Source organism: Enterobacter cloacae complex sp. P6RS, assembly GCF_014982245.1.
GTDB classification, from domain to species: Bacteria; Pseudomonadota; Gammaproteobacteria; order Enterobacterales; family Enterobacteriaceae; genus Enterobacter; species Enterobacter bugandensis.
In genome coordinates, this window is the sequence record NZ_JADCLB010000008.1 from 34,293 (window position 1) to 55,377 (window position 21,085).

The 21,085-nt window shown below is 56.4% G+C and carries 19 protein-coding genes; 7 read left to right on the top strand and 12 right to left on the bottom strand.

Annotation, left to right across the window (positions count from 1 at the left end):
- Window positions 1–56 precede the first annotated feature (56 nt).
- Window positions 57–1,370: a glutamate/aspartate:proton symporter GltP gene (gene gltP, locus INF73_RS04970; RefSeq protein WP_028015187.1), complete on the bottom strand. Its 1,314-nt coding sequence runs from the start codon at window positions 1,368–1,370 to the stop codon at window positions 57–59.
- Between the two features lie 423 nt (window positions 1,371–1,793).
- Here gltP and acs point away from each other — a divergent pair, with 423 nt between their 5' ends.
- From acs to actP, 3 genes are all read left to right on the top strand, one after another.
- On the top strand, window positions 1,794–3,752 hold the full coding sequence (gene acs, locus INF73_RS04975) for an acetate--CoA ligase (protein WP_193540825.1): 1,959 nt from the start codon (window positions 1,794–1,796) through the stop codon (window positions 3,750–3,752).
- An 82-nt stretch (window positions 3,753–3,834) separates the two neighbouring features.
- Window positions 3,835–4,149, top strand: coding sequence for a DUF485 domain-containing protein (locus INF73_RS04980; RefSeq protein ID WP_028015185.1), 315 nt, complete (start codon window positions 3,835–3,837; stop codon window positions 4,147–4,149).
- Entirely contained in the window at window positions 4,146–5,795 is a 1,650-nt protein-coding gene (gene actP, locus INF73_RS04985) for a cation/acetate symporter ActP (RefSeq protein ID WP_045630756.1), read from the top strand. Before INF73_RS04980 ends, actP begins: the two co-directional genes overlap by 4 nt.
- 32 nt (window positions 5,796–5,827) lie before the next feature.
- On the opposite strand, the gene INF73_RS04990 is transcribed toward actP, so the two are convergent.
- Both INF73_RS04990 and INF73_RS04995 read right to left on the bottom strand, forming a co-directional pair.
- Window positions 5,828–6,517: an LrgB family protein gene (locus tag INF73_RS04990; RefSeq protein ID WP_102751355.1), complete on the bottom strand. Its 690-nt coding sequence runs from the start codon at window positions 6,515–6,517 to the stop codon at window positions 5,828–5,830.
- Window positions 6,510–6,920 carry a CidA/LrgA family protein gene (locus tag INF73_RS04995; protein ID WP_100171234.1) on the bottom strand — a complete coding sequence of 137 codons (411 nt, stop codon included), beginning with the start codon at window positions 6,918–6,920 and terminating at the stop codon, window positions 6,510–6,512. Before INF73_RS04995 ends, INF73_RS04990 begins: the two co-directional genes overlap by 8 nt.
- A 102-nt stretch (window positions 6,921–7,022) precedes the next feature.
- Here INF73_RS04995 and INF73_RS05000 point away from each other — a divergent pair, with 102 nt between their 5' ends.
- Window positions 7,023–7,910 carry a LysR family transcriptional regulator gene (locus INF73_RS05000; protein WP_041911529.1) on the top strand — a complete coding sequence of 296 codons (888 nt, stop codon included), beginning with the start codon at window positions 7,023–7,025 and terminating at the stop codon, window positions 7,908–7,910.
- Window positions 7,911–7,991: 81 nt separating this feature from the next.
- Here INF73_RS05000 and INF73_RS05005 read toward each other — a convergent pair whose 3' ends face one another.
- From INF73_RS05005 to soxR, 4 genes are all read right to left on the bottom strand, one after another.
- On the bottom strand, window positions 7,992–9,638 hold the full coding sequence (locus INF73_RS05005; protein WP_028015180.1) for a Na+/H+ antiporter: 1,647 nt from the start codon (window positions 9,636–9,638) through the stop codon (window positions 7,992–7,994).
- Between the two features lie 153 nt (window positions 9,639–9,791).
- A complete protein-coding gene (ghxP, locus tag INF73_RS05010) occupies window positions 9,792–11,141 on the bottom strand; it encodes a guanine/hypoxanthine transporter GhxP (RefSeq protein WP_028015179.1) in 1,350 nt (449 codons plus the stop codon).
- A 297-nt stretch (window positions 11,142–11,438) separates the two neighbouring features.
- Window positions 11,439–12,110 (bottom strand): glutathione S-transferase family protein, encoded by a 672-nt coding sequence (locus INF73_RS05015; protein ID WP_028015178.1) that lies wholly within the window; start codon window positions 12,108–12,110, stop codon window positions 11,439–11,441.
- 287 nt (window positions 12,111–12,397) lie between these two features.
- Window positions 12,398–12,856, bottom strand: coding sequence for a redox-sensitive transcriptional activator SoxR (soxR, locus tag INF73_RS05020; RefSeq protein ID WP_023331806.1), 459 nt, complete (start codon window positions 12,854–12,856; stop codon window positions 12,398–12,400).
- A gap of 98 nt (window positions 12,857–12,954) precedes the next feature.
- On the opposite strand from soxR, the gene soxS reads away from it, so the two are divergent.
- Window positions 12,955–13,281 carry a superoxide response transcriptional regulator SoxS gene (gene soxS, locus INF73_RS05025; RefSeq protein ID WP_008503387.1) on the top strand — a complete coding sequence of 109 codons (327 nt, stop codon included), beginning with the start codon at window positions 12,955–12,957 and terminating at the stop codon, window positions 13,279–13,281.
- Window positions 13,282–13,287: 6 nt separating this feature from the next.
- Here soxS and INF73_RS05030 read toward each other — a convergent pair whose 3' ends face one another.
- Entirely contained in the window at window positions 13,288–14,853 is a 1,566-nt protein-coding gene (locus INF73_RS05030; protein ID WP_193540863.1) for an EAL domain-containing protein, read from the bottom strand.
- Between the two features lie 592 nt (window positions 14,854–15,445).
- Here INF73_RS05030 and INF73_RS05035 point away from each other — a divergent pair.
- Window positions 15,446–15,727 carry a YjcB family protein gene (locus INF73_RS05035; protein WP_025757848.1) on the top strand — a complete coding sequence of 94 codons (282 nt, stop codon included), beginning with the start codon at window positions 15,446–15,448 and terminating at the stop codon, window positions 15,725–15,727.
- Between the two features lie 55 nt (window positions 15,728–15,782).
- On the opposite strand, the gene ssb1 is transcribed toward INF73_RS05035, so the two are convergent.
- Window positions 15,783–16,313: a single-stranded DNA-binding protein SSB1 gene (ssb1, locus tag INF73_RS05040; protein ID WP_006810470.1), complete on the bottom strand. Its 531-nt coding sequence runs from the start codon at window positions 16,311–16,313 to the stop codon at window positions 15,783–15,785.
- 251 nt (window positions 16,314–16,564) lie between these two features.
- On the opposite strand from ssb1, the gene uvrA reads away from it, so the two are divergent.
- Window positions 16,565–19,387, top strand: coding sequence for an excinuclease ABC subunit UvrA (gene uvrA, locus INF73_RS05045; RefSeq protein ID WP_041911534.1), 2,823 nt, complete (start codon window positions 16,565–16,567; stop codon window positions 19,385–19,387).
- 3 nt (window positions 19,388–19,390) lie between these two features.
- On the opposite strand, the gene INF73_RS05050 is transcribed toward uvrA, so the two are convergent.
- The 3 genes from INF73_RS05050 to aphA all read right to left on the bottom strand — a co-directional run bounded on the left by INF73_RS05050 (window position 19,391) and on the right by aphA (window position 20,989).
- Window positions 19,391–19,744: an MmcQ/YjbR family DNA-binding protein gene (locus tag INF73_RS05050; protein WP_028015174.1), complete on the bottom strand. Its 354-nt coding sequence runs from the start codon at window positions 19,742–19,744 to the stop codon at window positions 19,391–19,393.
- 2 nt (window positions 19,745–19,746) lie between these two features.
- Entirely contained in the window at window positions 19,747–20,163 is a 417-nt protein-coding gene (locus INF73_RS05055; RefSeq protein WP_041911536.1) for a secondary thiamine-phosphate synthase enzyme YjbQ, read from the bottom strand.
- Window positions 20,164–20,275: 112 nt separating this feature from the next.
- The gene (gene aphA, locus INF73_RS05060) at window positions 20,276–20,989 is read right to left on the bottom strand and encodes an acid phosphatase AphA (RefSeq protein WP_193540827.1); all 714 of its coding nucleotides are present in this window, start codon (window positions 20,987–20,989) and stop codon (window positions 20,276–20,278) included.
- Between the last annotated feature and the right edge of the window lie 96 nt (window positions 20,990–21,085).

Here is a 21,085-nt window from a genome sequence, read left to right on the forward strand (position 1 = left end):
ACCGGGCCTACAAAACCCGTAGGCCCGGTAAGCGCAGCGCCACCGGGCTTAGGATGTTACTGGTCAGCCGTCTTATCGAAACGACCCAGCACTTCACGTTCATACGCCAGCGCTTTTTTACGGTCGAATTTGTGTTCCCACTTGGCGATAACCAGCACCGCCAGCGCGTTACCCACCACGTTCAGCGCCGTACGCGCCATATCGAGGATACGGTCCACACCGGCGATAAACGCCAGGCCTTCCAGCGGAATACCCACGCTGCCCAGCGTCGCCAGCAGCACCACGAAGGAGACGCCCGGCACGCCTGCGATGCCCTTTGAGGTCACCATCAGCGTCAGAACCAGTACGATCTCCTGCCACAGCGACAGGTCAATGCCGTACAGCTGGGCAATAAAGATAGCGGCGATACTCTGGTACAGCGTGGAACCATCCAGGTTGAAGGAGTAACCGGTTGGCACCACGAAGCTCGTTATCGACGCTGGCGCACCGTACGCCTCCATCTTCTCAATGATGCGCGGCAGCACGCTCTCAGAGCTTGCGGTGGAGTACGCCAGAATCAGCTCATCCTTCAGGATGCGGATCAGGATCCAGATGCTCAGCCCGCACAGGCGCGCCACAATGCCCAGCACCACCAGCGCGAAGAACAGAATGGCGAAGTGCACCAGGATCACCAGCTTCGCCAGCGGCCACAGGGAGGCAAAACCAAAGTTCGCCACGGTTACGGCGATCAGCGCGAACACCCCAACCGGCGCGTAGCGCATCACCATGTGGGTGACTTTGAACATGGTTTCGGAGATAGAGCGGAACACGGTCACCAGCGGCTCACGGTGTGTTGCCGGCAGGGAGGAGAGCCCCAGACCAAACAGCACCGAGAAGAAGATGATCGGCAGCATCTCGCCTTTCGCCATGGAAGCAATGATGTTGGTCGGCACCAGCGACAGGATAGTCCCCATCAGACCGTGGGAATGGCTCTGCACGTCAGCGGTAGTGCTTTGGTATTTCGAAATATCCACCGTCGCCAGCTGCGACATATCGATCCCGGAGCCTGGCTGGAATACGTTCGCCAGCGTTATGCCGAGGATAATCGCAACCGTGGTGATCACTTCGAAATAGAGAATAGTTTTCGCGCCAATGCGACCTAACTGCTTCGCATCGCCGACGCCCGCGATACCGACCACCAGCGTCGAGATCACAATGGGCACCACAATCATCTTAATCAGATGAATAAAAATATCGCCTGCCGGAGAGAGCAGGTTCGCAATCAGCCACTCGCGGCTGTCGCTATGATAATGCAGATAACTGCCCAGCAAGATGCCCAGCACAAGGGCCAGCAGGATCTGCCAGGCCAGGCTGACTTTCAAATTTTTCATAGAAACTGACTTCCTCAATGAAATCTCCGCACCAGCAAAACTGCATGAATATGGAGACATACTGAAAGGGTATGAATTGTGTTGCGTTCGTTTATGGGATTTTTTAACGCGGCGTATGAGTATCATTTGCACGACCTGTTGCGCAAGCCTTAAAGAACGACGCATTTCACTATCAAAAGCGGTTATGACGCGAGTTTGTCATAATTCTGGTAAATAACCTTTTGTTATAAAAACGCTTTTTTATAAAGAATTGTGAATAATCGGCATCGTGAATTATTTCCCTTCAAAGTTTCATTCGCTCAATTTTCAACCTGTTCAAACAATGCGTGATCTGTCGCCCAAATACTAAACAAAGCTTGTAAAGCCCCTACTATTAACGTTTTTGCGACATATTATTAACATCTTACAAGGAGAAAAAAAGCCATGAGCCAAATACACAAACACGACATTCCCGCAAACATTGCGGACCGTTGCCTGATCACCCCGGAGCAGTACCACGAGAAATATCAGCAATCTGTTACCAACCCGGACGCCTTCTGGGGCGAGCAGGGTCACATCCTTGACTGGATCAAACCTTATCAGAAGGTGAAGAATACCTCTTTCGCGCCAGGCAACGTCTCCATCAAATGGTATGAAGACGGCACGCTGAACCTGGCGGCGAACTGCCTGGACCGCCATCTTGCCGAACGCGGCAACGAAACGGCCATTATCTGGGAAGGCGACGATGCCTCTCAGAGCAAACACATCTCTTATAAAGAGCTGCACCGCGACGTCTGCCGCTTCGCCAACGTGCTGCTGGACCAGGGGATTAAAAAAGGCGACGTGGTGGCGATCTACATGCCGATGGTGCCGGAAGCGGCGGTAGCTATGCTCGCCTGCGCGCGTATCGGCGCGATCCACTCCGTCATCTTCGGCGGCTTCTCCCCTGAAGCGGTTGCCGGGCGCATCGTTGACTCGAACTCGAAGCTGGTGATCACCGCCGACGAGGGCGTACGCGCCGGGCGCGATATTCCGCTGAAGAAAAACGTCGATGAAGCGCTGAAAAACCCGAACGTAAAATCCATCAATAACGTCATTGTCCTCAAGCGTACCGGCGGCAAGATCGACTGGCACGAGGGGCGTGACCTGTGGTGGAGCGACCTGATTGAAAACGCGAGCGACCAGCATCAGCCGGAAGAGATGAACGCGGAAGATCCGCTGTTTATTCTTTACACCTCCGGCTCAACCGGTAAACCGAAAGGCGTACTGCACACCACCGGCGGCTATCTGGTCTATGCGGCCACCACCTTTAAATACGTCTTCGACTACCATCCGGGCGACATCTACTGGTGTACCGCCGACGTGGGCTGGGTCACCGGACACAGCTACCTGCTGTACGGCCCGCTGGCCTGCGGCGCAACGACGCTGATGTTTGAGGGCGTACCGAACTGGCCGACCCCGGCGCGCATGTGTCAGGTGGTCGACAAGCACCAGGTCAACATTCTTTACACCGCGCCAACGGCGATCCGCGCGTTAATGGCGGAAGGCGATAAGGCCATCGAGGGCACCGACCGCTCCTCATTGCGCATCCTCGGCTCCGTGGGCGAGCCCATCAACCCGGAAGCCTGGGAGTGGTACTGGAAGAAAATCGGTAACGAGAAGTGCCCGGTGATGGACACCTGGTGGCAGACCGAAACCGGCGGCTTCATGATCACCCCAATGCCGGGCGCGACGCAGCTGAAGGCCGGCTCGGCAACCCGTCCGTTCTTCGGCGTGCAGCCTGCGCTGGTGGATAACGAAGGTAATCCGCAGGAAGGCGCCACCGAGGGTAACCTGGTGATCACAGACTCCTGGCCGGGCCAGGCGCGCACGCTGTTTGGCGATCACGAGCGCTTCGAGCAGACCTACTTCTCGACCTTTAAAAACATGTACTTCAGCGGCGACGGCGCGCGCCGGGATGAAGACGGTTATTACTGGATCACCGGACGCGTGGACGACGTGCTGAACGTTTCCGGCCACCGTCTGGGTACGGCAGAGATTGAGTCCGCGCTGGTGTCGCATCCGAAGATTGCCGAAGCGGCGGTGGTCGGCATTCCTCACAACATCAAGGGCCAGGCGATCTACGCCTACGTCACCCTGAACCACGGCGAAGAGCCGTCGCCGGAGCTGTATACCGAGGTGCGCAACTGGGTACGTAAAGAGATTGGCCCGCTTGCCACGCCGGACGTACTGCACTGGACAGACTCGCTGCCGAAAACCCGTTCCGGCAAGATTATGCGCCGTATTCTGCGCAAAATCGCGGCAGGCGATACCAGCAACCTCGGCGATACCTCAACGCTTGCCGATCCTGGCGTGGTGGACAAACTGCTCGAAGAGAAGCAGGCCATCGCGATGCCATCCTAGTGTTTTCTCCCTCTCCCCTCACCCTCTCCCCATAGGGGAGAGGGGATAAAACAAACCAACCTTACCTCTGGAGATTTCTGTGATGAATAACGATATTTGTCAGCAGATAGAGAATAGTGCGCACTACAGGGAGCTCGTCGATAAGCGGCAACGGTTTGCCTTCACCCTTTCCATCATCATGCTGATTATCTATGTCGGCTTTATTCTGCTCATCGCCTTTGCGCCGCACTGGCTGGGCACCCCGTTACATGAGGGCACCAGCGTGACGCGCGGTATCCCCATTGGCATTGGCGTGATCGTGATTTCGTTTGTGCTGACCGGCGTCTACGTCTGGCGTGCGAACGGTGAGTTCGATCGTCTTAATAAAGCGGTACTGCAAGAGGTAAAAGCATCATGAAGCGAGTCCTGACGGCGCTAGCCGCCACACTTCCCTTTGCCGCCCACGCGGCGGATGCCATTACCGGCGAGGTACAGCGCCAGCCCACCAACTGGCAGGCGATTATCATGTTCCTGATTTTCGTGGTGCTGACGCTGTACATTACGTACTGGGCGTCGAAACGCGTTCGCTCCCGTAACGATTACTACACCGCGGGCGGCAACATTACCGGCTTCCAGAACGGCCTGGCGATTGCGGGTGACTTTATGTCCGCCGCCTCGTTCCTCGGGATCTCCGCGCTGGTGTACACCTCCGGCTATGACGGCCTGATCTACTCCCTCGGCTTCCTCGTCGGCTGGCCGATCATTCTGTTCCTGATTGCCGAACGCTTGCGCAACCTGGGACGTTACACCTTCGCTGACGTGGCATCCTATCGCCTGAAGCAGGGGCCGATTCGTACCCTCTCCGCCTGCGGCTCGCTGGTGGTGGTGGCGCTGTATCTGATCGCCCAGATGGTGGGCGCGGGCAAGCTTATCGAACTGCTGTTTGGCCTGAACTACCACATCGCGGTGGTGCTGGTGGGCGTGCTGATGGTGATGTACGTTCTGTTCGGCGGCATGCTGGCCACCACCTGGGTGCAGATCATCAAAGCCGTACTGCTGCTGTTCGGCGCGAGCTTTATGGCCTTTATGGTGATGAAACACGTCGGCTTCAGCTTCAATAACCTGTTCACCGAAGCGATGGCTGTCCACCCGAAAGGAGAAGCGATCATGAGCCCGGGCGGGCTGGTGAAAGATCCGATCTCCGCGCTCTCTCTCGGTCTCGGCCTGATGTTTGGTACCGCTGGCCTGCCGCACATTCTGATGCGTTTCTTCACGGTGTCAGACGCGCGTGAAGCGCGTAAGAGTGTCTTCTACGCCACCGGCTTTATGGGTTACTTCTACATCCTGACCTTTATCATCGGCTTCGGCGCGATCATGCTGGTGGGCGCGAACCCGGCGTTTAAAGACGCGGCGGGCGCGCTGATTGGCGGTAACAACATGGCGGCGGTGCACCTGGCCGACGCGGTGGGCGGCAACCTGTTCCTCGGCTTTATCTCCGCTGTGGCCTTCGCCACCATCCTTGCGGTGGTCGCCGGGCTGACGCTGGCGGGCGCGTCTGCGGTATCGCACGACCTCTACGCCAACGTCTTCCGTAAAGGCGCGAGCGAGCGCGACGAGCTGAAGGTTTCCAAAATCACCGTGCTGGTGCTGGGCGTGGTCGCTATTCTGCTGGGGATCCTGTTTGAGAAGCAGAACATCGCCTTTATGGTGGGACTGGCCTTCTCAATTGCGGCAAGCTGTAACTTCCCAATCATTCTGCTCTCCATGTACTGGTCCAAACTGACCACCCGTGGGGCGATGATAGGCGGCTGGCTCGGCCTGCTGACAGCGGTAATTCTGATGATCCTCGGCCCGACCATCTGGGTGCAGATCCTCGGTCACGAAAGCGCTATCTTCCCGTACGAGTACCCGGCGCTGTTCTCCATTGCCGTGGCATTTATCGGTATCTGGGTCTTCTCGGCTACCGACAACTCTCCGGAGGGTAACCTGGAGCGTGAGAAATTCCGCGCCCAGTTTATCCGCTCACAAACCGGCCTCGGCGTTGAGCAGGGCCGCGCGCACTAAGCCTTTCTCCCCGGTTGCTCTGGCCGGGGAGCTTAAAACATCACCCACGCCACCAGCGGCGCAATCAGCACCATCGTTACGCCCGAGAGCATCATCACCAGGCTTGCAACGACCCCTTCCTGCTGACCCAGCTCATACGAACGCGCCGTGCCTGCCCCGTGAGATGCCGCGCCAAATCCCGCGCCTTTCGCCATCCCTTCACGGATAGAGAGCCGCAGAAAGAGCATATCGCCCACCGCCATGCCGAATACACCGGTGACGACCACGAACAGCGCCACCAGGTCCGGCTGCCCGCCGAGCGGTTTAGCCGCTGCCAGCGCAAACGGCGTGGTCACCGAGCGCACGGCCAGGCTGCGCTGAATTTCATCGGAGAGGGTAAACAGTCGCGCCAGCCAGACGGAGCTACAGACCGCCACCACCGTGGCGGTGACGACGCCCGCGCTGAGCGACATCCAGTGGCGTTTGATAATCGCCAGGTTGTCATACACCGGCACCGCAAAGGCGATAGTCGCCGGGCCGAGCAGCCACAGCAGCCAGTGGGATTCACCAATGTAGTTCTGCCAGGAGATATGGCCGAAGACCAGCATCAGCACCAGCAGGATGGGCGTGAAGACCAGCGGCATCAGCGGCAGCGTGCGAAAGCGGCGATACAGGCGCTTGTTGGCAAAGTAGATGGCGACCGTCACGATCAGGCACAGCACGCTTATCTGAAAGTTAGTCATGCTTTTGCCTGCTGATTTCGAACCGGTACACCTTATCCACCACCCAGGCGGTGGCACCCAGCACCATCAGCGTGCTCAGGGCAATAACCGCGAAGATGCGCCAGCCGTCGACCATCAGCAGCTGCGCATAGTTCACCACCGCCACCACGGCCGGAACAAAGAACAGCAGCATCTCCGCCAGCAGCCAGCGCGCGCCGGCGCGCACCCAGCTGAGGGGCAACGCGCGGCAGAGGATCAGCACCAGCATCAGCACCATCCCTACCAGGTTGGCGGGTAAAGGCAGGTGCAGCCAGTCGACAAGATATTCCGCAAAAACAAACAGTCCCGCGTAGAGCAGTACCTGAACCGGGACCTGGAGTCGTTGCACAACGGCAGGCGTAACACGGCTTAACGCCACGGCCATGGGGGTTTTCCTCAGAAATGAGACGAGGCGCCAGTATAGTGAGCGTACGTCATCGACTGAAATGAATTAAAATCATCGAAGGTATAGTTTCGAGGAATAATCATGGACATAAGAACGCTGCGCTATTTTGTCGAGGTGGTTCGCCAGCAAAGTTTTACCCGCGCAGCGGAGAAGTTGTTCGTTACCCAGCCAACCATCAGCAAAATGCTGAAAAACCTCGAAGACGAGCTGAACTGTACCCTGCTGATCCGCGACGGACGCAAGCTGCTGCTGACCGATACCGGACGCGTGGTGTTCGAGCGCGGGCTGGCGATCCTGGCGGAGTTCCGCCAGCTTGAGGCCGAGCTTGCGGACATCAACCACCTGACGAAAGGTCTGCTGCGGCTCGGCATTCCGCCGATGGTCGGCATGATGATGGCCGGGCCGATAAGCCTGTTCCGCCAGCGCTACCCCGGCGTTGAGCTTAAAATATCTGAGTTCGGCGGCCTGACCGTGCAGCAGGCGGTGATCAACGGCGAGCTGGACGTGGCGATGACGGCCCTTCCCGTGGAGGAAGAGAGCGGGCTGGCAACGCTGCCGCTGTTCAGCCATCCGCTGTGCGTGCTGGTGCCCCGCTCCGGCGACTGGCTGAAGATAGACTCAGTGAAGCCCGATCTGCTCGGCGAACACCCGCTGCTGATCTACAACGAAGACTTCGCCTTAAGCCGCCAGCTGATGACCCTGTTTAACCACCATAACGTGAAGCCGCGCATTGCGGTGCGCAGCGGCCAGTGGGATTTCCTCGCGGCGATGGTGCAGGCGGGCGTGGGAATTGCCATTCTGCCGCAGCCGATCTGCGAGCGGCTGGATAAAAACACGCTGCGCTGGATCCCGCTGGAGAGTGACCTGCACTGGCAGTTGGGGATGATTTGGCGTGAAGGGGTGTATCTTTCGCACAGCGCACAGGCGTGGCTGCAATGTTGTGAGGGGTTTTGGGTGCGGTCTGAATAGTGCCGGGTGGCGGCTTCGCCTTACCCGGCCTACGGTTCAAATGTAGGCCCGGTAAGCGCAGCGCCACCGGGCAAAAGCGCGCTACTGATTCTCTATCAGCAGCGCTTCTAACAGGTCCAGATCGTGCAGCAGCTTTTGCAGCGTCTCGTTGCTGATCTGGCGCGTGGCGCGCAGGTGATAGAGCTCGGCACGCTCGGAGCGCAGCGCCGCCAGGCGGAAACGACGCTCGAGGTTCTCTTCCTGCAGCGAGCTTTCCACGTCGTTACGTCCGTCAGCACGACGGCGCAAATTACCAATCACGCGTGAACTGACTTCCTTCAGCAGCTGGTTATCAATGTTCTCTTCGGCATCGGCAGCCAGACGCTCCTCCATCTTCTCAATGGCGACAATCGCGACTTCTGCCGTCGCCGCACGGGCTATCCGCTCCTCTTTGTGCTGTTGGGTCGAGTCACCGGCATCAATGTGCTGGAGTAAAATCGGCAGCATAATCACGCCGACAAACAGCGAGAAGAGAATCACGCCCGCCGCCAGGAACACCAGCTCGTAGCGCGCCGGGAAGACGTCGCCCGTCGGCAGCAGCAGCGGAATAGAGAGCACACCGGCGAGGGTTATCGCCCCGCGTACGCCCGCGAAGGAGGCAATCAGCAGCTCGCGCGTGGTCCAGGAGCCGAACTCCATCGGCTTTTTGGTCAGGAAGCGGACGCTGAATTTTTTCATCGTCCACAGCCAGCCGAAACGCACCAGCATTAATGCCATGTAGATCAGCACGATATCGGTAAACAGCATCCAGACTTCAACGTTTGGATCCGCCTCCGCCGCGATCAGCGAGGATTCCATGATGCCCGGCAGCTGCAGGCCCAGCAGCAGGAAGACCATGCCGTTAAAGACAAACTCCAGCATCGCCCAGGTGCTGTTGGCGCGCAGGCGCATCGCCAGCGGCGCGCGGCGCATCACGCCGGAACGGGTGATGGTCATCCCCGCCGCTACCGCCGCCAGAATGCCCGAGACGCCAATATGTTCAGCGATAAGGTAAGAGGCAAACGGCAGCAGGAACAGCAGAACGATTTGCGTCGCCGGTTCATCGCCGCCCCAGCGGCTGAGGAAGCGCAGCGAACGACCATACAGCCAGCTCACCACGAAGCCCGCGAGAATACCGCCAATCGCCACCTTGAAGAATTCCAGGGTCGCGCCACCAATGGTAAAGACCATGGTGCCCATGGCTACCGCCACGGCAAACTTCAGGGCCACCAGGCCGGAAGCGTCGTTCATCAACGCCTCGCCCTGCAAAATGCCCATGATTTTCTTCGGAATGCGCCCTTCTCCCACAATGCCGGAAAGGGCCACGGCGTCGGTCGGCGACAGCACGGCGGCCAGCGCAAAGGCGGGAATTAACGGGATACCCGGTACGGCCCAGTAGATCAGGAAACCAATCCCGACCACGGTAACGACCACCAGCGCCAGCGCCAGGCCGAAGATCTCTCGCCCGTGCTCAAGAAATTCGCGCGTCGGGGTTTTCCAGCCATCGGCAAACAGCAGCGGCGGGATAAACAGCACGAGGAACAGTTCCGGATCGAACTCCACGTGCAGACCGAACGTCGGCCACGCCAGCAGCGCGCCGATGGCTATTTGCATTAATGGCAGGGGGACCTGGAAGGGCAGTACGCGTGTGACCACCCCGGATAACGAGACCACAAGGGTCATGATGAGTATTGTGAAGAAGATTTCCATGCGTTCCCTGTTTGCTGTGTTTCTTTTTAAGCCAAACCTGAGGCGTCGTGCCTCTTATTCTATCCTCTCCAGAGTAACGCAAAAGGCAACGGGATGAGTCCTGAAAATAAAAACGGGCGGCCTGAGCCACCCGTTTTCGCATCAATGGATAACTCAGATTGCCCAGCCGCCCGCGTAGAACGCCACCAGCGCAACGGCGATCACCACGGTGCCGATGTTCAGCTTGCGCCACTCTCCGGAAACCAGACGACCAATCACCAGCGAGGCGAAGCCGATCATAATGCCGGTCACGATGTTACAGGTCAGGACGATAAACACTGCGGTAATCAGGCCGGACATCGCATCCACGAAGTCCGCAAAATCGATTTTCGCCACGTTGCTCAGCATCAGCAGGCCGACGTACATCAGCGCTGGCGCGGTCGCATACGCAGGCACCAGGTAGGAGAGCGGAGAGAGGAACAGGATCAGTAGGAACAGCACGCCGACGGTGATGGCCGTCAGGCCGGTTTTACCGCCTGCCGCCGTACCCGCTGCAGATTCGATATACACCGCCGCAGGCGCCGCCCCCACCAGACCAGAGAAGACGCTGCTCAGGGAGTCGGTGGTCAGCGCTTTGCCGCCATCAATAATCTGACCGTCTTTATCCAGCAGGTTGGCCTGACCGGCCACCGCGCGAATGGTACCGGTGGCGTCAAATACCGCGGTCATCACCAGCGCCAGCACGCTTGGCAGGATCACCGGGTTCAGCGCGCCGACGATATCCAGGCTGCCGATCAGGGAGTTGCCTTTGTCATCGCTCAGCGACGGCATGGCGAAAATACCGGAGAAGTGAACGGTCGGATCGAAAATCAGGCCGACGATGGAAATGCCAATAATGGTCAGCAAAATGCCGCCCGGCACCTTCAGTTTTTCCAGGCCGATAATCACCGCCAGACCGATGAGCGACATAATGACCGGGAAGCTCGCGAAATGACCGAGCGCTACCGGCAGGCCGTCCAGCGGGTTCTTGATGACCAGACCCACGCCATTGGCAGCGATCAGCAGCAAGAACAGGCCGATACCGATACCGGTTCCGTGCGCCACGCCCTGCGGCAGGTTGCGCAAAATCCAGCTACGGATGCCGGTGGCAGAAATAACGGTAAACAGTACGCCCATCAGGAACACGGCGCCGAGGGCAACCGGTACGCTGATCTGCTGGCCCAGCACCAGACTGAACGCGGTAAAGGCGGTCAAAGAGATGGCGCAACCAATTGCCAGCGGCAGGTTCGCCCACAGGCCCATTACGATGGAGCCCACGCCAGCCACCAGGCAGGTGGCGACAAAGACAGCCGCAGGCGGGAAGCCCGCCTTGCCCAGCATGCCCGGCACCACGATGACGGAGTAAACCATCGCCAGAAACGTGGTCAGACCGGCAACGACTTCCTGGCGCACGGTGCTGCCACGAGCCGAAATTTTAAACATGGCGTCAAGTGAACCGCCGGTACGCGCAGATGGCGTAGACATAGAAAACATCCCCTGAGAGTTTTTATAGAACGTCCATAAGCGTGGTGGAGACACCGCTGCCAGCTAAAACGTCAAATCCGTGTGTTGCGTTTGCGACGAAAGGGCGTCGCAAAAAAAGCAAACGTTTAGCTCCGCGCTTATAAAACGGGTGGTCAAATTAAGGCAAACGATTATCCAGCCTAATACCCGCCCTTTTCAACTGAACTTTGTCGTTTTTCGCTAAAATTCACTTATGACGATGAAGAAATAAACAGAGGATGCGCAAACGTTATCGTCTATGCGCAATTTGTTTACATTTCAATCCTCACCCGGGATCGTTAACGGGCCACCTTGTTGCAGGGTTCTTTGCCAGCCAGGGCTAGTTTCCACTTTTTGCTTCCATGCCTGAATATGCGGAAGATTAGCAATGCCGCCGCGCGCCAGCAGGGCAAAGAGGGGGAAGCTCATCTGAATGTCGGCCATGCTTAACGTCTCTCCGGCAAACCAGCTGTTTTTAGCAAGATGTGAGTCAATAAAGCGCGCATGGGTCTCCAGCTGGGGGTTGAGATACGCTTTCTGTACCCCCTGCCCCAGCGCCTTGCCCAGTGTTCGGATGCCAAACGGCACGGGCGGCTTGCCCAGGCTGCTGAAGACCAGCTTCATGAGCAGCAGCGGCATCAGCGACCCTTCTGCGTAATGCAGCCAGAAGCGGTATTGCACCTTATGCGCGGGGTCTAAAGGCTTCAGCCGCGATTCGGCATCATAGGTTTCCTGCAGATACTCCAGAATGGCGCCTGACTCCGCAAGGATCAGCCCGTTATCTTCAATGACCGGCGATTTGCCCAACGGATGCACCTTTTTGAGGGACTCGGGTGCCAGCATGTTCTTTTCGCGCTGGTAGTGAACAATCTCATAAGGCAGGGCGAGCTCTTCCAGCGCCCAGATCACGCGGTGCGAGCGCGACTGGTTAAGGTGATGTACCGTGAGCATGATTTTCTCCTGTTATTCATACTTTTTAACTATAGAAAATCGAACAACACCGCGAAAAAATTTCGTTTAAAAAACGGCTAGCGCGGCTGGCGAAAAAACGGGTCTTGCATAGAATTAAAGTGTCAGCACAATCCGGAACCTCCCCAACCAGCTCGACACGAGGGGTGCTGATGTCGGGGGAAACCCTCCCGTGAACCAGCGGGATAGAGAGAAAGACAAAGACCGGGAAAAACTAAAGCGCCCTTAGTGGCGCTTTAGTTCTTTATTATGCTTTTTGCCGCAAGAACTTAATCCTCCTCCAGCAGCCGCGCCCCGGTCCCCTGCTCGCCCAGCCTGTCGCCAGGGTTACGTAACGGGCAGTCGCTACGGGACAGGCAGCCGCAGCCGATACAGCCGTCCAGCTCGTCACGCAGCGCCACCAGCGTGTGGATACGCCTGTCCAGCTCTTCACGCCACTGGGACGAAAGCTCTTTCCACTCTTTCGGGCTAAGCGTGTGCCCTTCCGGCAACACGCCGAATGCCTCACCGATCGTCGCCAGGGGAATGCCGATGCGTTGCGCAATTTTGATAATCGCCACGTAGCGGAGCACGTCACGGGTGTAGCGGCGCTGGTTTCCGCCGTTACGGATGCTTTTAATTAACCCTTTGCTTTCATAAAAGTGGAGCGCCGATACCGCAACACCGCTTCGCTTTGCCACTTCGCCGGGGGTTAACAGCGCTTTAATGCGCGGCAATCTCTTTTCCATAAAACCTCTTTACCTCAAGTTAACTTGAGGAATTATACTCCCCCGCAGAGAAAACGACGAATCAACCGAGAAAGTTGTATCTACAGAGGGGCAACCTTATGTCGCATCAGCAAATTATTCAGACACTTATTGAATGGATTGACGATCATATCGACCAACCGTTGAACATTGATGTGGTCGCAAAAAAATCGGGCTATTCGAAATGGTATTTACAGAGAATGTTCCGCACGGTCATGCACCAGACGCTGGGGGAGTACATTCGTCAGCGCAGGCTGCTGCTGGCGGCGCAGGCGTTACGCTCAACGCAGCGGCCGATTTTTGATATCGCAATGGATCTTGGCTATGTTTCGCAACAAACCTTTTCCCGCGTGTTTCGCCGCGAGTTTGACCGTACGCCGAGCGATTATCGCCACCAGTTGAATTAATGCATATCAGTGCATAGGTTGCTGCTGCCAGGTCATAAATTCCTGGGGCGGCATCGCTTTCGCGAAGTGCCATCCCTGACAGAACTGAACGCCGCGCTTCAACAGCCAGCTCACCTGCTCAGCCGTCTCAACCCCTTCCGCAATGGTTTTAAGCCGCAGGCTTTGCGCCATCTCGATAATATGCTCGGCGATCAGGTGGCTGGTACTGTTGGTGGTTAAGGTGTCGATAAACGATTTATCGATTTTCAGAATATCCACGTTCAACGAGTAGAGGTTGTGCAGGTTGGAATAACCGGTCCCGAAATCATCGATCGCCACTTCATAGCCCGCCTGACGGAAGGCCTGAATCACAGGCGTGGTTTTTGGCACATCGATAAAGCCGCGTTCCGTCACTTCAATTTTAATTTGCTGGGCGCGTACGGCGTAGTGCCGGGCCTTGTCAGAAATCATGGCGATCAGCCGCGAGGAGTGGAAGTCCGTGGCCGACAGGTTAATCGATATATAGAGATGCGGATGCGCCGCCAGGAAATGGCCCAGATCGCTGAATACCTCCTCAACGACATAATCCGTGATCCGCTCGCTCATTCCCTCTTTTTCCGCAAGCGGAATAAACTCAGCCGGGCTCATTACCTGCCCATTGAAACCAGGCCAGCGCAACAGCGCCTCTGCCCCCACACACTGGTTGTTCTTGATATCAATAATCGGCTGATAGTGCACACAAAGCTGGCGCTTGTTCAGCGCCCGGTGCAGTAAGCGCCCCGGCGAATTAAGCTCACGATGGGTGCGGGACCACACCAGCAAAATAATAATGCTGCAGATCATTCCCAGCGGTAGCGTCAACGTCGCCTGGTGATAGAGCGTTTCATAAAAACGTTTATCTGACGTCGACACGATGGCGGCAATAGGCCGATTTGTCGATTTCACGACGGTATAGAAACGGTTATCTTTTTGAAATACCGATTCCTTATCCCGAATCATCGAATTTAATAAAGTCGCATTGGCTTTCTGGCTGACGGAAAAGAAGGCATTAGTTACCGTGTCGTATACCCCCCATGCGAGGGAATGATCGGTAGACATCACTTCACTGTAAGAAAGCGGATTGACCACCACGACATAATTTCCGCGCTGCATATATGTCATTTTATAGCCAGTATAAAATGGCGTATCGCGAAAATAATAGATAGCAACGTCAGGTTTACGCGTGTAATTAGCGACCGGAATGACGTAGGGTTGATCCGGTGTAAAAACGGTCGAACAAAGAAAATTCTGACCTTCAGCATAAATTAAATCGGCGACAAACAGGCGGCCACGAACAACGTTCAACATATATTGACGATGTTCCGGCGTACAACGTTCACCCTGATATTTTTCTGCCTCGCCCCTGGCCAGTTCAACTTGTTGAATTACCAGTTCTGTTTTGTCTAAAGCCAGTTCAGCAAATGTCCGTAGCTGAGCGCTCGTTTCCGACTCGGCTCGTAGCTGGGCAAACCATAGAGCAAGCATCACCGGCAGCATAACTACCATGATGATCCCTACCACTCTGAGCATTTTGCGCCGCGCGCTACGATTCATTTCCCGCCCTATATCCCTGCATGTTGTACGCCTGTAGTAATGAAGGCCGGATGCTTTGTTAAACAGGTGATTACGTTGCATGAATCATGCGAAGTTAGCAACTGACTTTTAGTATTAAAAATCTTAAATTTCGTTATGACGATAATATTTTCCCGTAAGCTAAACTGTAAGTATTCGTTCCGTTTTAATTAAGGAAAATAATTATCCATCGCGCACGGTAGGTTTGAAGAGAACACAACAGAGGATCGCTGATTAAGCAAAACTTCTGGTGGCATGAAAAAAGCACAACGTCAGCATGACGTTTTATCCTATTTACGCGGGTATATTTTGTTCGCTGATTTATAAATAATCAGCCAACGCTACAATATAATCAGAAAATAAGGCTACGCCTAAAAACCGACACGTGGTGGATCCCAGGTCCGCTGTGCAAAGGCAGCCCCGTACCACACACGCTTTTTTGGGTAATAAAATCCCCCTTTTGGGTTGCACAGACACTGGCGAATAAATCATCAAATGTGATATAGTTCACACATATTGTGTAACGAAAAACACTGTTTCATTCAGTTCGTCTGTTTTGTAGAGGATGGGTTTTATGGCAACCATTACGACCAGCATGGTTCTCCTGCGCTGGCCCTTGTTGAGTGCGGTTTTGATGTTTTTAGCCAGCACGCTGAACATTCAGTTTCGTAAGTCTGACTACACGGGTCTGGCGGTGATCAGCACCCTGTTGGGCTTGGGGGCGGCCTGTTGGTTCGCGACGGGCCTGCTGGGCATCACGCTGCTGGATATGGCCGCCGTCTGGGAAAATATTAAAGTGGTGATGGTTGAAGCGATGAGCCACACGCCACCAGACTGGCCGATGGTGATTACCTGATCCCTATAAAAAAACCCAGACGACGTCTGGGTTTTTAGTTTGGATCACGCTGAAATCAGAACGGGATATCGTCGTCGAAGTCCATTGGCGGTTCGTTAGACGGTGCCGGAGCAGACTGCTGCTGCGGACGAGACTGCGCGCCGCCGCTGAACTGGTTGCCGCCCTGCGGCTGCTGAGGCTGACCCCAACCACCCTGCTGCTGGTTCTGACCGCCACCTGCCGGTGCGCCACCGCCCTGACGGCCACCCAGCATTTGCATGGTGCCGCCCACGTTCACCACCACTTCCGTGGTGTATTTTTCCTGACCGGATTGGTCGGTCCATTTGCGGGTACGCAGCTGGCCTTCGATATAAACCTGAGAACCTTTACGCAGATACTCACCGGCTACTTCTGCCAGTTTGCCAAACAGCACAACGCGGTGCCATTCGGTCTGCTCTTTCATTTCACCGGTCGCTTTATCACGCCAGGATTCGGAAGTAGCCAGCGTAATGTTGGCAACTGCGCCACCACTCGGCATGTAGCGTACTTCCGGGTCCTGGCCCAGATTACCGACGAGAATCACCTTGTTTACGCCTCTGCTGGCCATGTTCGTGTCTCCTGAATACGTTTCTTAATAGTGTAAACGCGCGAGTGTACCATTTCCATGCTGCACTTTGATAGTTGCGTAGCACGTTCCAGAGTTCTCCCGCGAACTCAACATTGTTACACAGTGAATCAGAAAATGCATTCCAATACTGTATATTCAAACAGGTCATTTTGTGTCATAATTAGCCGTTTCTGACAGCCGTTTGTCCTTCAAACAAACCAGGCAATCCGTGTTCCAACCGGGAAAGGTGAATGGATAAGATCGAAGTTCGGGGCGCCCGCACCCATAATCTCAAGAATATCAACCTCATAATCCCTCGCGACAAACTCATCGTCGTGACCGGACTTTCGGGGTCTGGCAAATCCTCACTGGCTTTCGACACTTTGTATGCCGAAGGACAGCGTCGTTACGTTGAATCGCTCTCGGCGTACGCACGTCAGTTCCTGTCGCTGATGGAAAAACCGGATGTCGATCATATTGAAGGGTTATCGCCTGCTATCTCTATTGAGCAGAAGTCTACCTCGCATAACCCGCGTTCAACGGTCGGTACCATTACCGAAATCCATGACTACCTGCGTCTGCTGTATGCCCGCGTGGGTGAGCCGCGCTGCCCGGACCACGATGTCCCGCTGGCGGCACAGACCGTGAGCCAGATGGTGGATAACGTGCTGTCGCAGCCGGAAGGCAAACGCCTGATGCTGCTGGCACCGATCATCAAAGAGCGTAAAGGCGAGCACACCAAAACGCTGGAGAACCTGGCAAGCCAGGGCTATATCCGCGCCCGTATCGACGGCGAAGTGTGTGACCTGTCCGATCCGCCAAAGCTTGAGCTGCAAAAGAAACACACCATCGAAGTGGTGATTGACCGCTTTAAGGTGCGTGACGATCTCGCCACGCGTCTGGCTGAATCCTTTGAAACCGCGCTGGAACTCTCTGGCGGCACGGCCGTGGTCTCCGACATGGACGACCCGAAAGCGGAAGAGCTGCTCTTCTCCGCCAACTTCGCCTGCCCGATTTGCGGCTACAGCATGCGCGAGCTGGAACCGCGCCTGTTCTCGTTCAACAACCCGGCGGGCGCGTGCCCGACCTGTGACGGTCTGGGCGTGCAGCAGTATTTCGATCCGGATCGCGTGATCCAGAACCCCGAGCTGTCGCTCGCGGGCGGTGCGATTCGCGGCTGGGATAAGCGTAACTTCTACTACTTCCAGATGCTGAAGTCGCTGGCGGAGCACTACAAATTCGACGTTGAAGCGCCGTGGGCGAGCCTGAGCCCGAACGTGCACAAAGTGATCCTGTTCGGTTCCGGCAAAGAGAACATCGAGTTCAAATACATGAACGATCGCGGCGATACCTCCGTGCGTCGCCACCCGTTCGAAGGGGTGCTGCACAATATGGAGCGCCGCTACAAAGAGACCGAATCCAGCGCGGTGCGCGAGGAGCTGGCGAAGTTCATCAGCAACCGCTCCTGCGCCACCTGCGAGGGCACGCGTCTGCGTCGCGAAGCGCGCCACGTGTTTGTGGAAAACACGGCGCTGCCGACCATCTCAGACATGAGCATCGGCCACGCAATGGACTTCTTCAACAACCTGAAGCTTTCCGGCCAGCGTGCGAAAATCGCCGAAAAAGTGCTGAAAGAGATCGGCGATCGCCTCAAGTTCCTCGTGAACGTTGGCCTGAACTACCTGACGCTTTCCCGCTCGGCGGAAACGCTCTCCGGCGGTGAAGCCCAGCGTATCCGTCTGGCGAGCCAGATTGGCGCGGGCTTAGTCGGCGTGATGTACGTGCTGGATGAACCGTCCATCGGCCTGCACCAGCGCGACAACGAGCGTCTGCTCGGCACACTGATCCACCTGCGCAATCTCGGCAACACGGTAATCGTGGTGGAGCACGACGAAGACGCAATTCGCGCCGCAGACCACGTGATCGACATCGGCCCGGGCGCGGGCGTGCACGGCGGCCAGGTGGTGGCGGAAGGTACGCTGAAGGACATTATGGCGGTGCCCGAGTCGCTGACAGGCCAGTACATGAGCGGCAAGCGCAAAATTGAAGTGCCAAAACAGCGCGTCGCGGCGAACCCGGAAAAAGTGCTGAAGCTCACAGGGGCGCGCGGCAACAACCTGAAGGACGTCACCCTGACGCTGCCGGTTGGCCTGTTTACCTGCATTACCGGCGTGTCCGGTTCCGGTAAATCGACGCTGATCAACGATACGCTGTTCCCGATTGCGCAGACGGCGCTGAACGGCGCGACGCTGGCCGAGCCTGCACCGTACCGCGACATTCAGGGGCTGGAGCATTTCGACAAGGTTATCGACATCGACCAGAGCCCGATTGGCCGTACGCCGCGTTCCAACCCGGCGACCTATACCGGCGTCTTCACGCCCGTACGTGAACTCTTCGCAGGCGTACCGGAAGCGCGTTCGCGCGGGTATACGCCAGGACGTTTCAGCTTTAACGTGCGCGGCGGTCGCTGTGAAGCGTGTCAGGGCGACGGAGTGATCAAGGTTGAGATGCACTTCCTGCCGGATATCTACGTGCCGTGCGACCAGTGCAAAGGCAAGCGCTATAACCGCGAAACGCTGGAGATTAAGTACAAAGGCAAGACCATCCACGAAGTGCTGGACATGACCATCGAAGAGGCGCGCGAGTTCTTTGACGCCGTCCCTGCGCTGGCGCGTAAGCTGCAGACGCTGATGGACGTAGGCCTGACCTACATTCGCCTGGGGCAGTCAGCAACAACCCTGTCCGGCGGTGAGGCGCAGCGCGTGAAGCTGGCGCGCGAACTGTCCAAGCGTGGTACCGGCCAGACGCTCTACATTCTGGATGAGCCGACCACCGGCCTGCACTTTGCGGATATCCAGCAGTTGCTTGAGGTGCTGCATCAGCTGCGCGATCAGGGCAACACGATTGTGGTCATCGAACATAATCTGGACGTGATTAAAACCGCGGACTGGATTGTCGATCTCGGCCCGGAAGGCGGCAGCGGCGGGGGTGAAATCCTCGTCTCCGGTACGCCAGAGACCGTTGCAGAGTGCGAAGCCTCGCACACCGCGCGCTTCCTTAAACCGTTGCTGTAATTGTTACACGGAGAGCTGCTGTCGGGTCGCTTCCGGCAGCAGCTCAACCGCCTGCTTGTAGGACGCATCCACCAGATAGTAAATTTGCGAGCCGGGCAGCGAGCCGTCCAGATAAACGGTACTCCAGTGCGCCTTATTGAGGTGCTGGCTCGGCCTCACATCATCATGCTGCTGACGTAATAGATCCGCCAGTTCCGGGCTGGTTTTCAGCGACGCCGCCGGGCGCCCTTCAACCTCTTTCACCATCGCAAACAGCACGTCTCCCACTTTGATCTGCGTGGCTTTCCAGTCGCTGTGAACGCTTTGTTCCGCGCCAGGCTTGCTCATGCAGTACTGAAGTATCTCCGAAATTGTCATCTTTATTCCCCTTGTAGCGTTGCGATAATTTTACGCGAACCACCGTGAATGCGATGTTCTCCCAGCCAGATCCCTTGCCACGTTCCCAGCATTAGCCGCCCGTTATGAACCGGCAGCATCAGCGATACGCCCAGCAGAGAAGATTTGATATGCGAAGGCATGTCATCTGCGCCTTCATAATCGTGCTCGTAGGGGGCGTTGTCCGGAACCGTCTTCAGGAAATGGTGTTCCATATCAGACCGGACGGTAGGGTCGCAATTTTCATTAAGCGTGAGGGAGGCTGACGTGTGCTGAAGCAGCAGATGCAGTAAACCCGTTTTGACGCGCGACAGGTCGCGGAGTTGCCCGATGACTTCGTCCGTCACAAGGTGAAACCCGCGGGGTTTAGCGCTTAAGGTCAGGGTCTGTTGATACCACATGAGCTGCTCCGTTCTGAAAGATGAATCTTTCTAAGTGTGCAGCAAGAAGGCGAAAGGTAAAACCCGCAGCGGCGGATTTGTTCAAAAAAGAATCAAAGCCGCCGCTCAAGAACTAATACTCGGAGTTAACAATCACCTCCTCGCCAAACTTGCCTGCCATCGGCAGCGGTCGATAGGTCGAGTTAGAGGCACGCAGCACCCGGATCGCTCTGGCCCCCACATCCTGCGCCGCGGTAATGTCGTTATCCGAATCACCGTAGAACACTTTGATGTTTTTCTGCTCCAGCCACTGGGTTTTGGTGTTTTGTCCCTCTTTATCACCGGCAAAAATGACCGGATTCATGCTGGCCGCCGGGATCTGAAAATCGTCCTGCAGGGTTTTGGAGACGGTCTCCGTTTTGGTCTGGCTACGGCCGGTGACAAAGTAAATGCTGTCGCCGCGCTTAACGTGCATGGCGATCAGCGCGCGGGCCACCTCTTTCGGAATGCTGAACTCATCCCAGCCGTTATTCATTTTTTCCCAGAACTCCGGGTTCTTCAGATACGCATCGCTGTCCGGAGAATACGTTTTCTTGCCACGCCAGAAACCAGGGCTTGAGAACAGCACGGTATCGTCAATGTCGAAGCCCACGGCCATTGGCGGGCGGCCCATCAGGCTGTTTTCAATTTGGGCCACGGAAACCCAGTGAATGGGTGCCTGCTCGGCAAGGATAGCGGCGGTGGTGCCGGTGTAAAGCGGCGTCGGTGCGGAAGCGCGCGCGACGACGGCGCTATTAAGCGAGAACAATAAGCAGGCGGCGCTGAGCGCCAGTGTGATCTTGCGCATATTTTCCCCTGAATATTCAGTTTGTTATCTTTATATTTTGAGTGGATGGTCAAAAATCTATCCGACCATAACCCCGGCGGGAGGGGAAGGAAAGGA

Excerpts from the sequence above, each read along its gene's own strand:
- INF73_RS04995 (WP_100171234.1), bottom strand. The coding sequence starts at position 6,920 with ATGGCCGTGGCGTTAAGCCGTGTTACGCCTGCCGTTGTGCAACGACTC.
- soxS (WP_008503387.1), top strand. The coding sequence starts at position 12,955 with ATGTCGCATCAGCAAATTATTCAGACACTTATTGAATGGATTGACGAT.
- INF73_RS05000 (WP_041911529.1), top strand. The coding sequence starts at position 7,023 with ATGGACATAAGAACGCTGCGCTATTTTGTCGAGGTGGTTCGCCAGCAA.
- INF73_RS05005 (WP_028015180.1), bottom strand. The coding sequence starts at position 9,638 with ATGGAAATCTTCTTCACAATACTCATCATGACCCTTGTGGTCTCGTTA.
- INF73_RS05035 (WP_025757848.1), top strand. The coding sequence starts at position 15,446 with ATGGCAACCATTACGACCAGCATGGTTCTCCTGCGCTGGCCCTTGTTG.
- INF73_RS05050 (WP_028015174.1), bottom strand. The coding sequence starts at position 19,744 with ATGACAATTTCGGAGATACTTCAGTACTGCATGAGCAAGCCTGGCGCG.
- INF73_RS04980 (WP_028015185.1), top strand. The coding sequence starts at position 3,835 with ATGAATAACGATATTTGTCAGCAGATAGAGAATAGTGCGCACTACAGG.
- uvrA (WP_041911534.1), top strand. The coding sequence starts at position 16,565 with ATGGATAAGATCGAAGTTCGGGGCGCCCGCACCCATAATCTCAAGAAT.
- INF73_RS05055 (WP_041911536.1), bottom strand. The coding sequence starts at position 20,163 with ATGTGGTATCAACAGACCCTGACCTTAAGCGCTAAACCCCGCGGGTTT.
- ghxP (WP_028015179.1), bottom strand. The coding sequence starts at position 11,141 with ATGTCTACGCCATCTGCGCGTACCGGCGGTTCACTTGACGCCATGTTT.
- ssb1 (WP_006810470.1), bottom strand. The coding sequence starts at position 16,313 with ATGGCCAGCAGAGGCGTAAACAAGGTGATTCTCGTCGGTAATCTGGGC.
- aphA (WP_193540827.1), bottom strand. The coding sequence starts at position 20,989 with ATGCGCAAGATCACACTGGCGCTCAGCGCCGCCTGCTTATTGTTCTCG.
- acs (WP_193540825.1), top strand. The coding sequence starts at position 1,794 with ATGAGCCAAATACACAAACACGACATTCCCGCAAACATTGCGGACCGT.
- INF73_RS05030 (WP_193540863.1), bottom strand. The coding sequence starts at position 14,853 with ATGAATCGTAGCGCGCGGCGCAAAATGCTCAGAGTGGTAGGGATCATC.
- INF73_RS04990 (WP_102751355.1), bottom strand. The coding sequence starts at position 6,517 with ATGACTAACTTTCAGATAAGCGTGCTGTGCCTGATCGTGACGGTCGCC.
- INF73_RS05015 (WP_028015178.1), bottom strand. The coding sequence starts at position 12,110 with ATGCTCACGGTACATCACCTTAACCAGTCGCGCTCGCACCGCGTGATC.
- soxR (WP_023331806.1), bottom strand. The coding sequence starts at position 12,856 with ATGGAAAAGAGATTGCCGCGCATTAAAGCGCTGTTAACCCCCGGCGAA.
- actP (WP_045630756.1), top strand. The coding sequence starts at position 4,146 with ATGAAGCGAGTCCTGACGGCGCTAGCCGCCACACTTCCCTTTGCCGCC.
- gltP (WP_028015187.1), bottom strand. The coding sequence starts at position 1,370 with ATGAAAAATTTGAAAGTCAGCCTGGCCTGGCAGATCCTGCTGGCCCTT.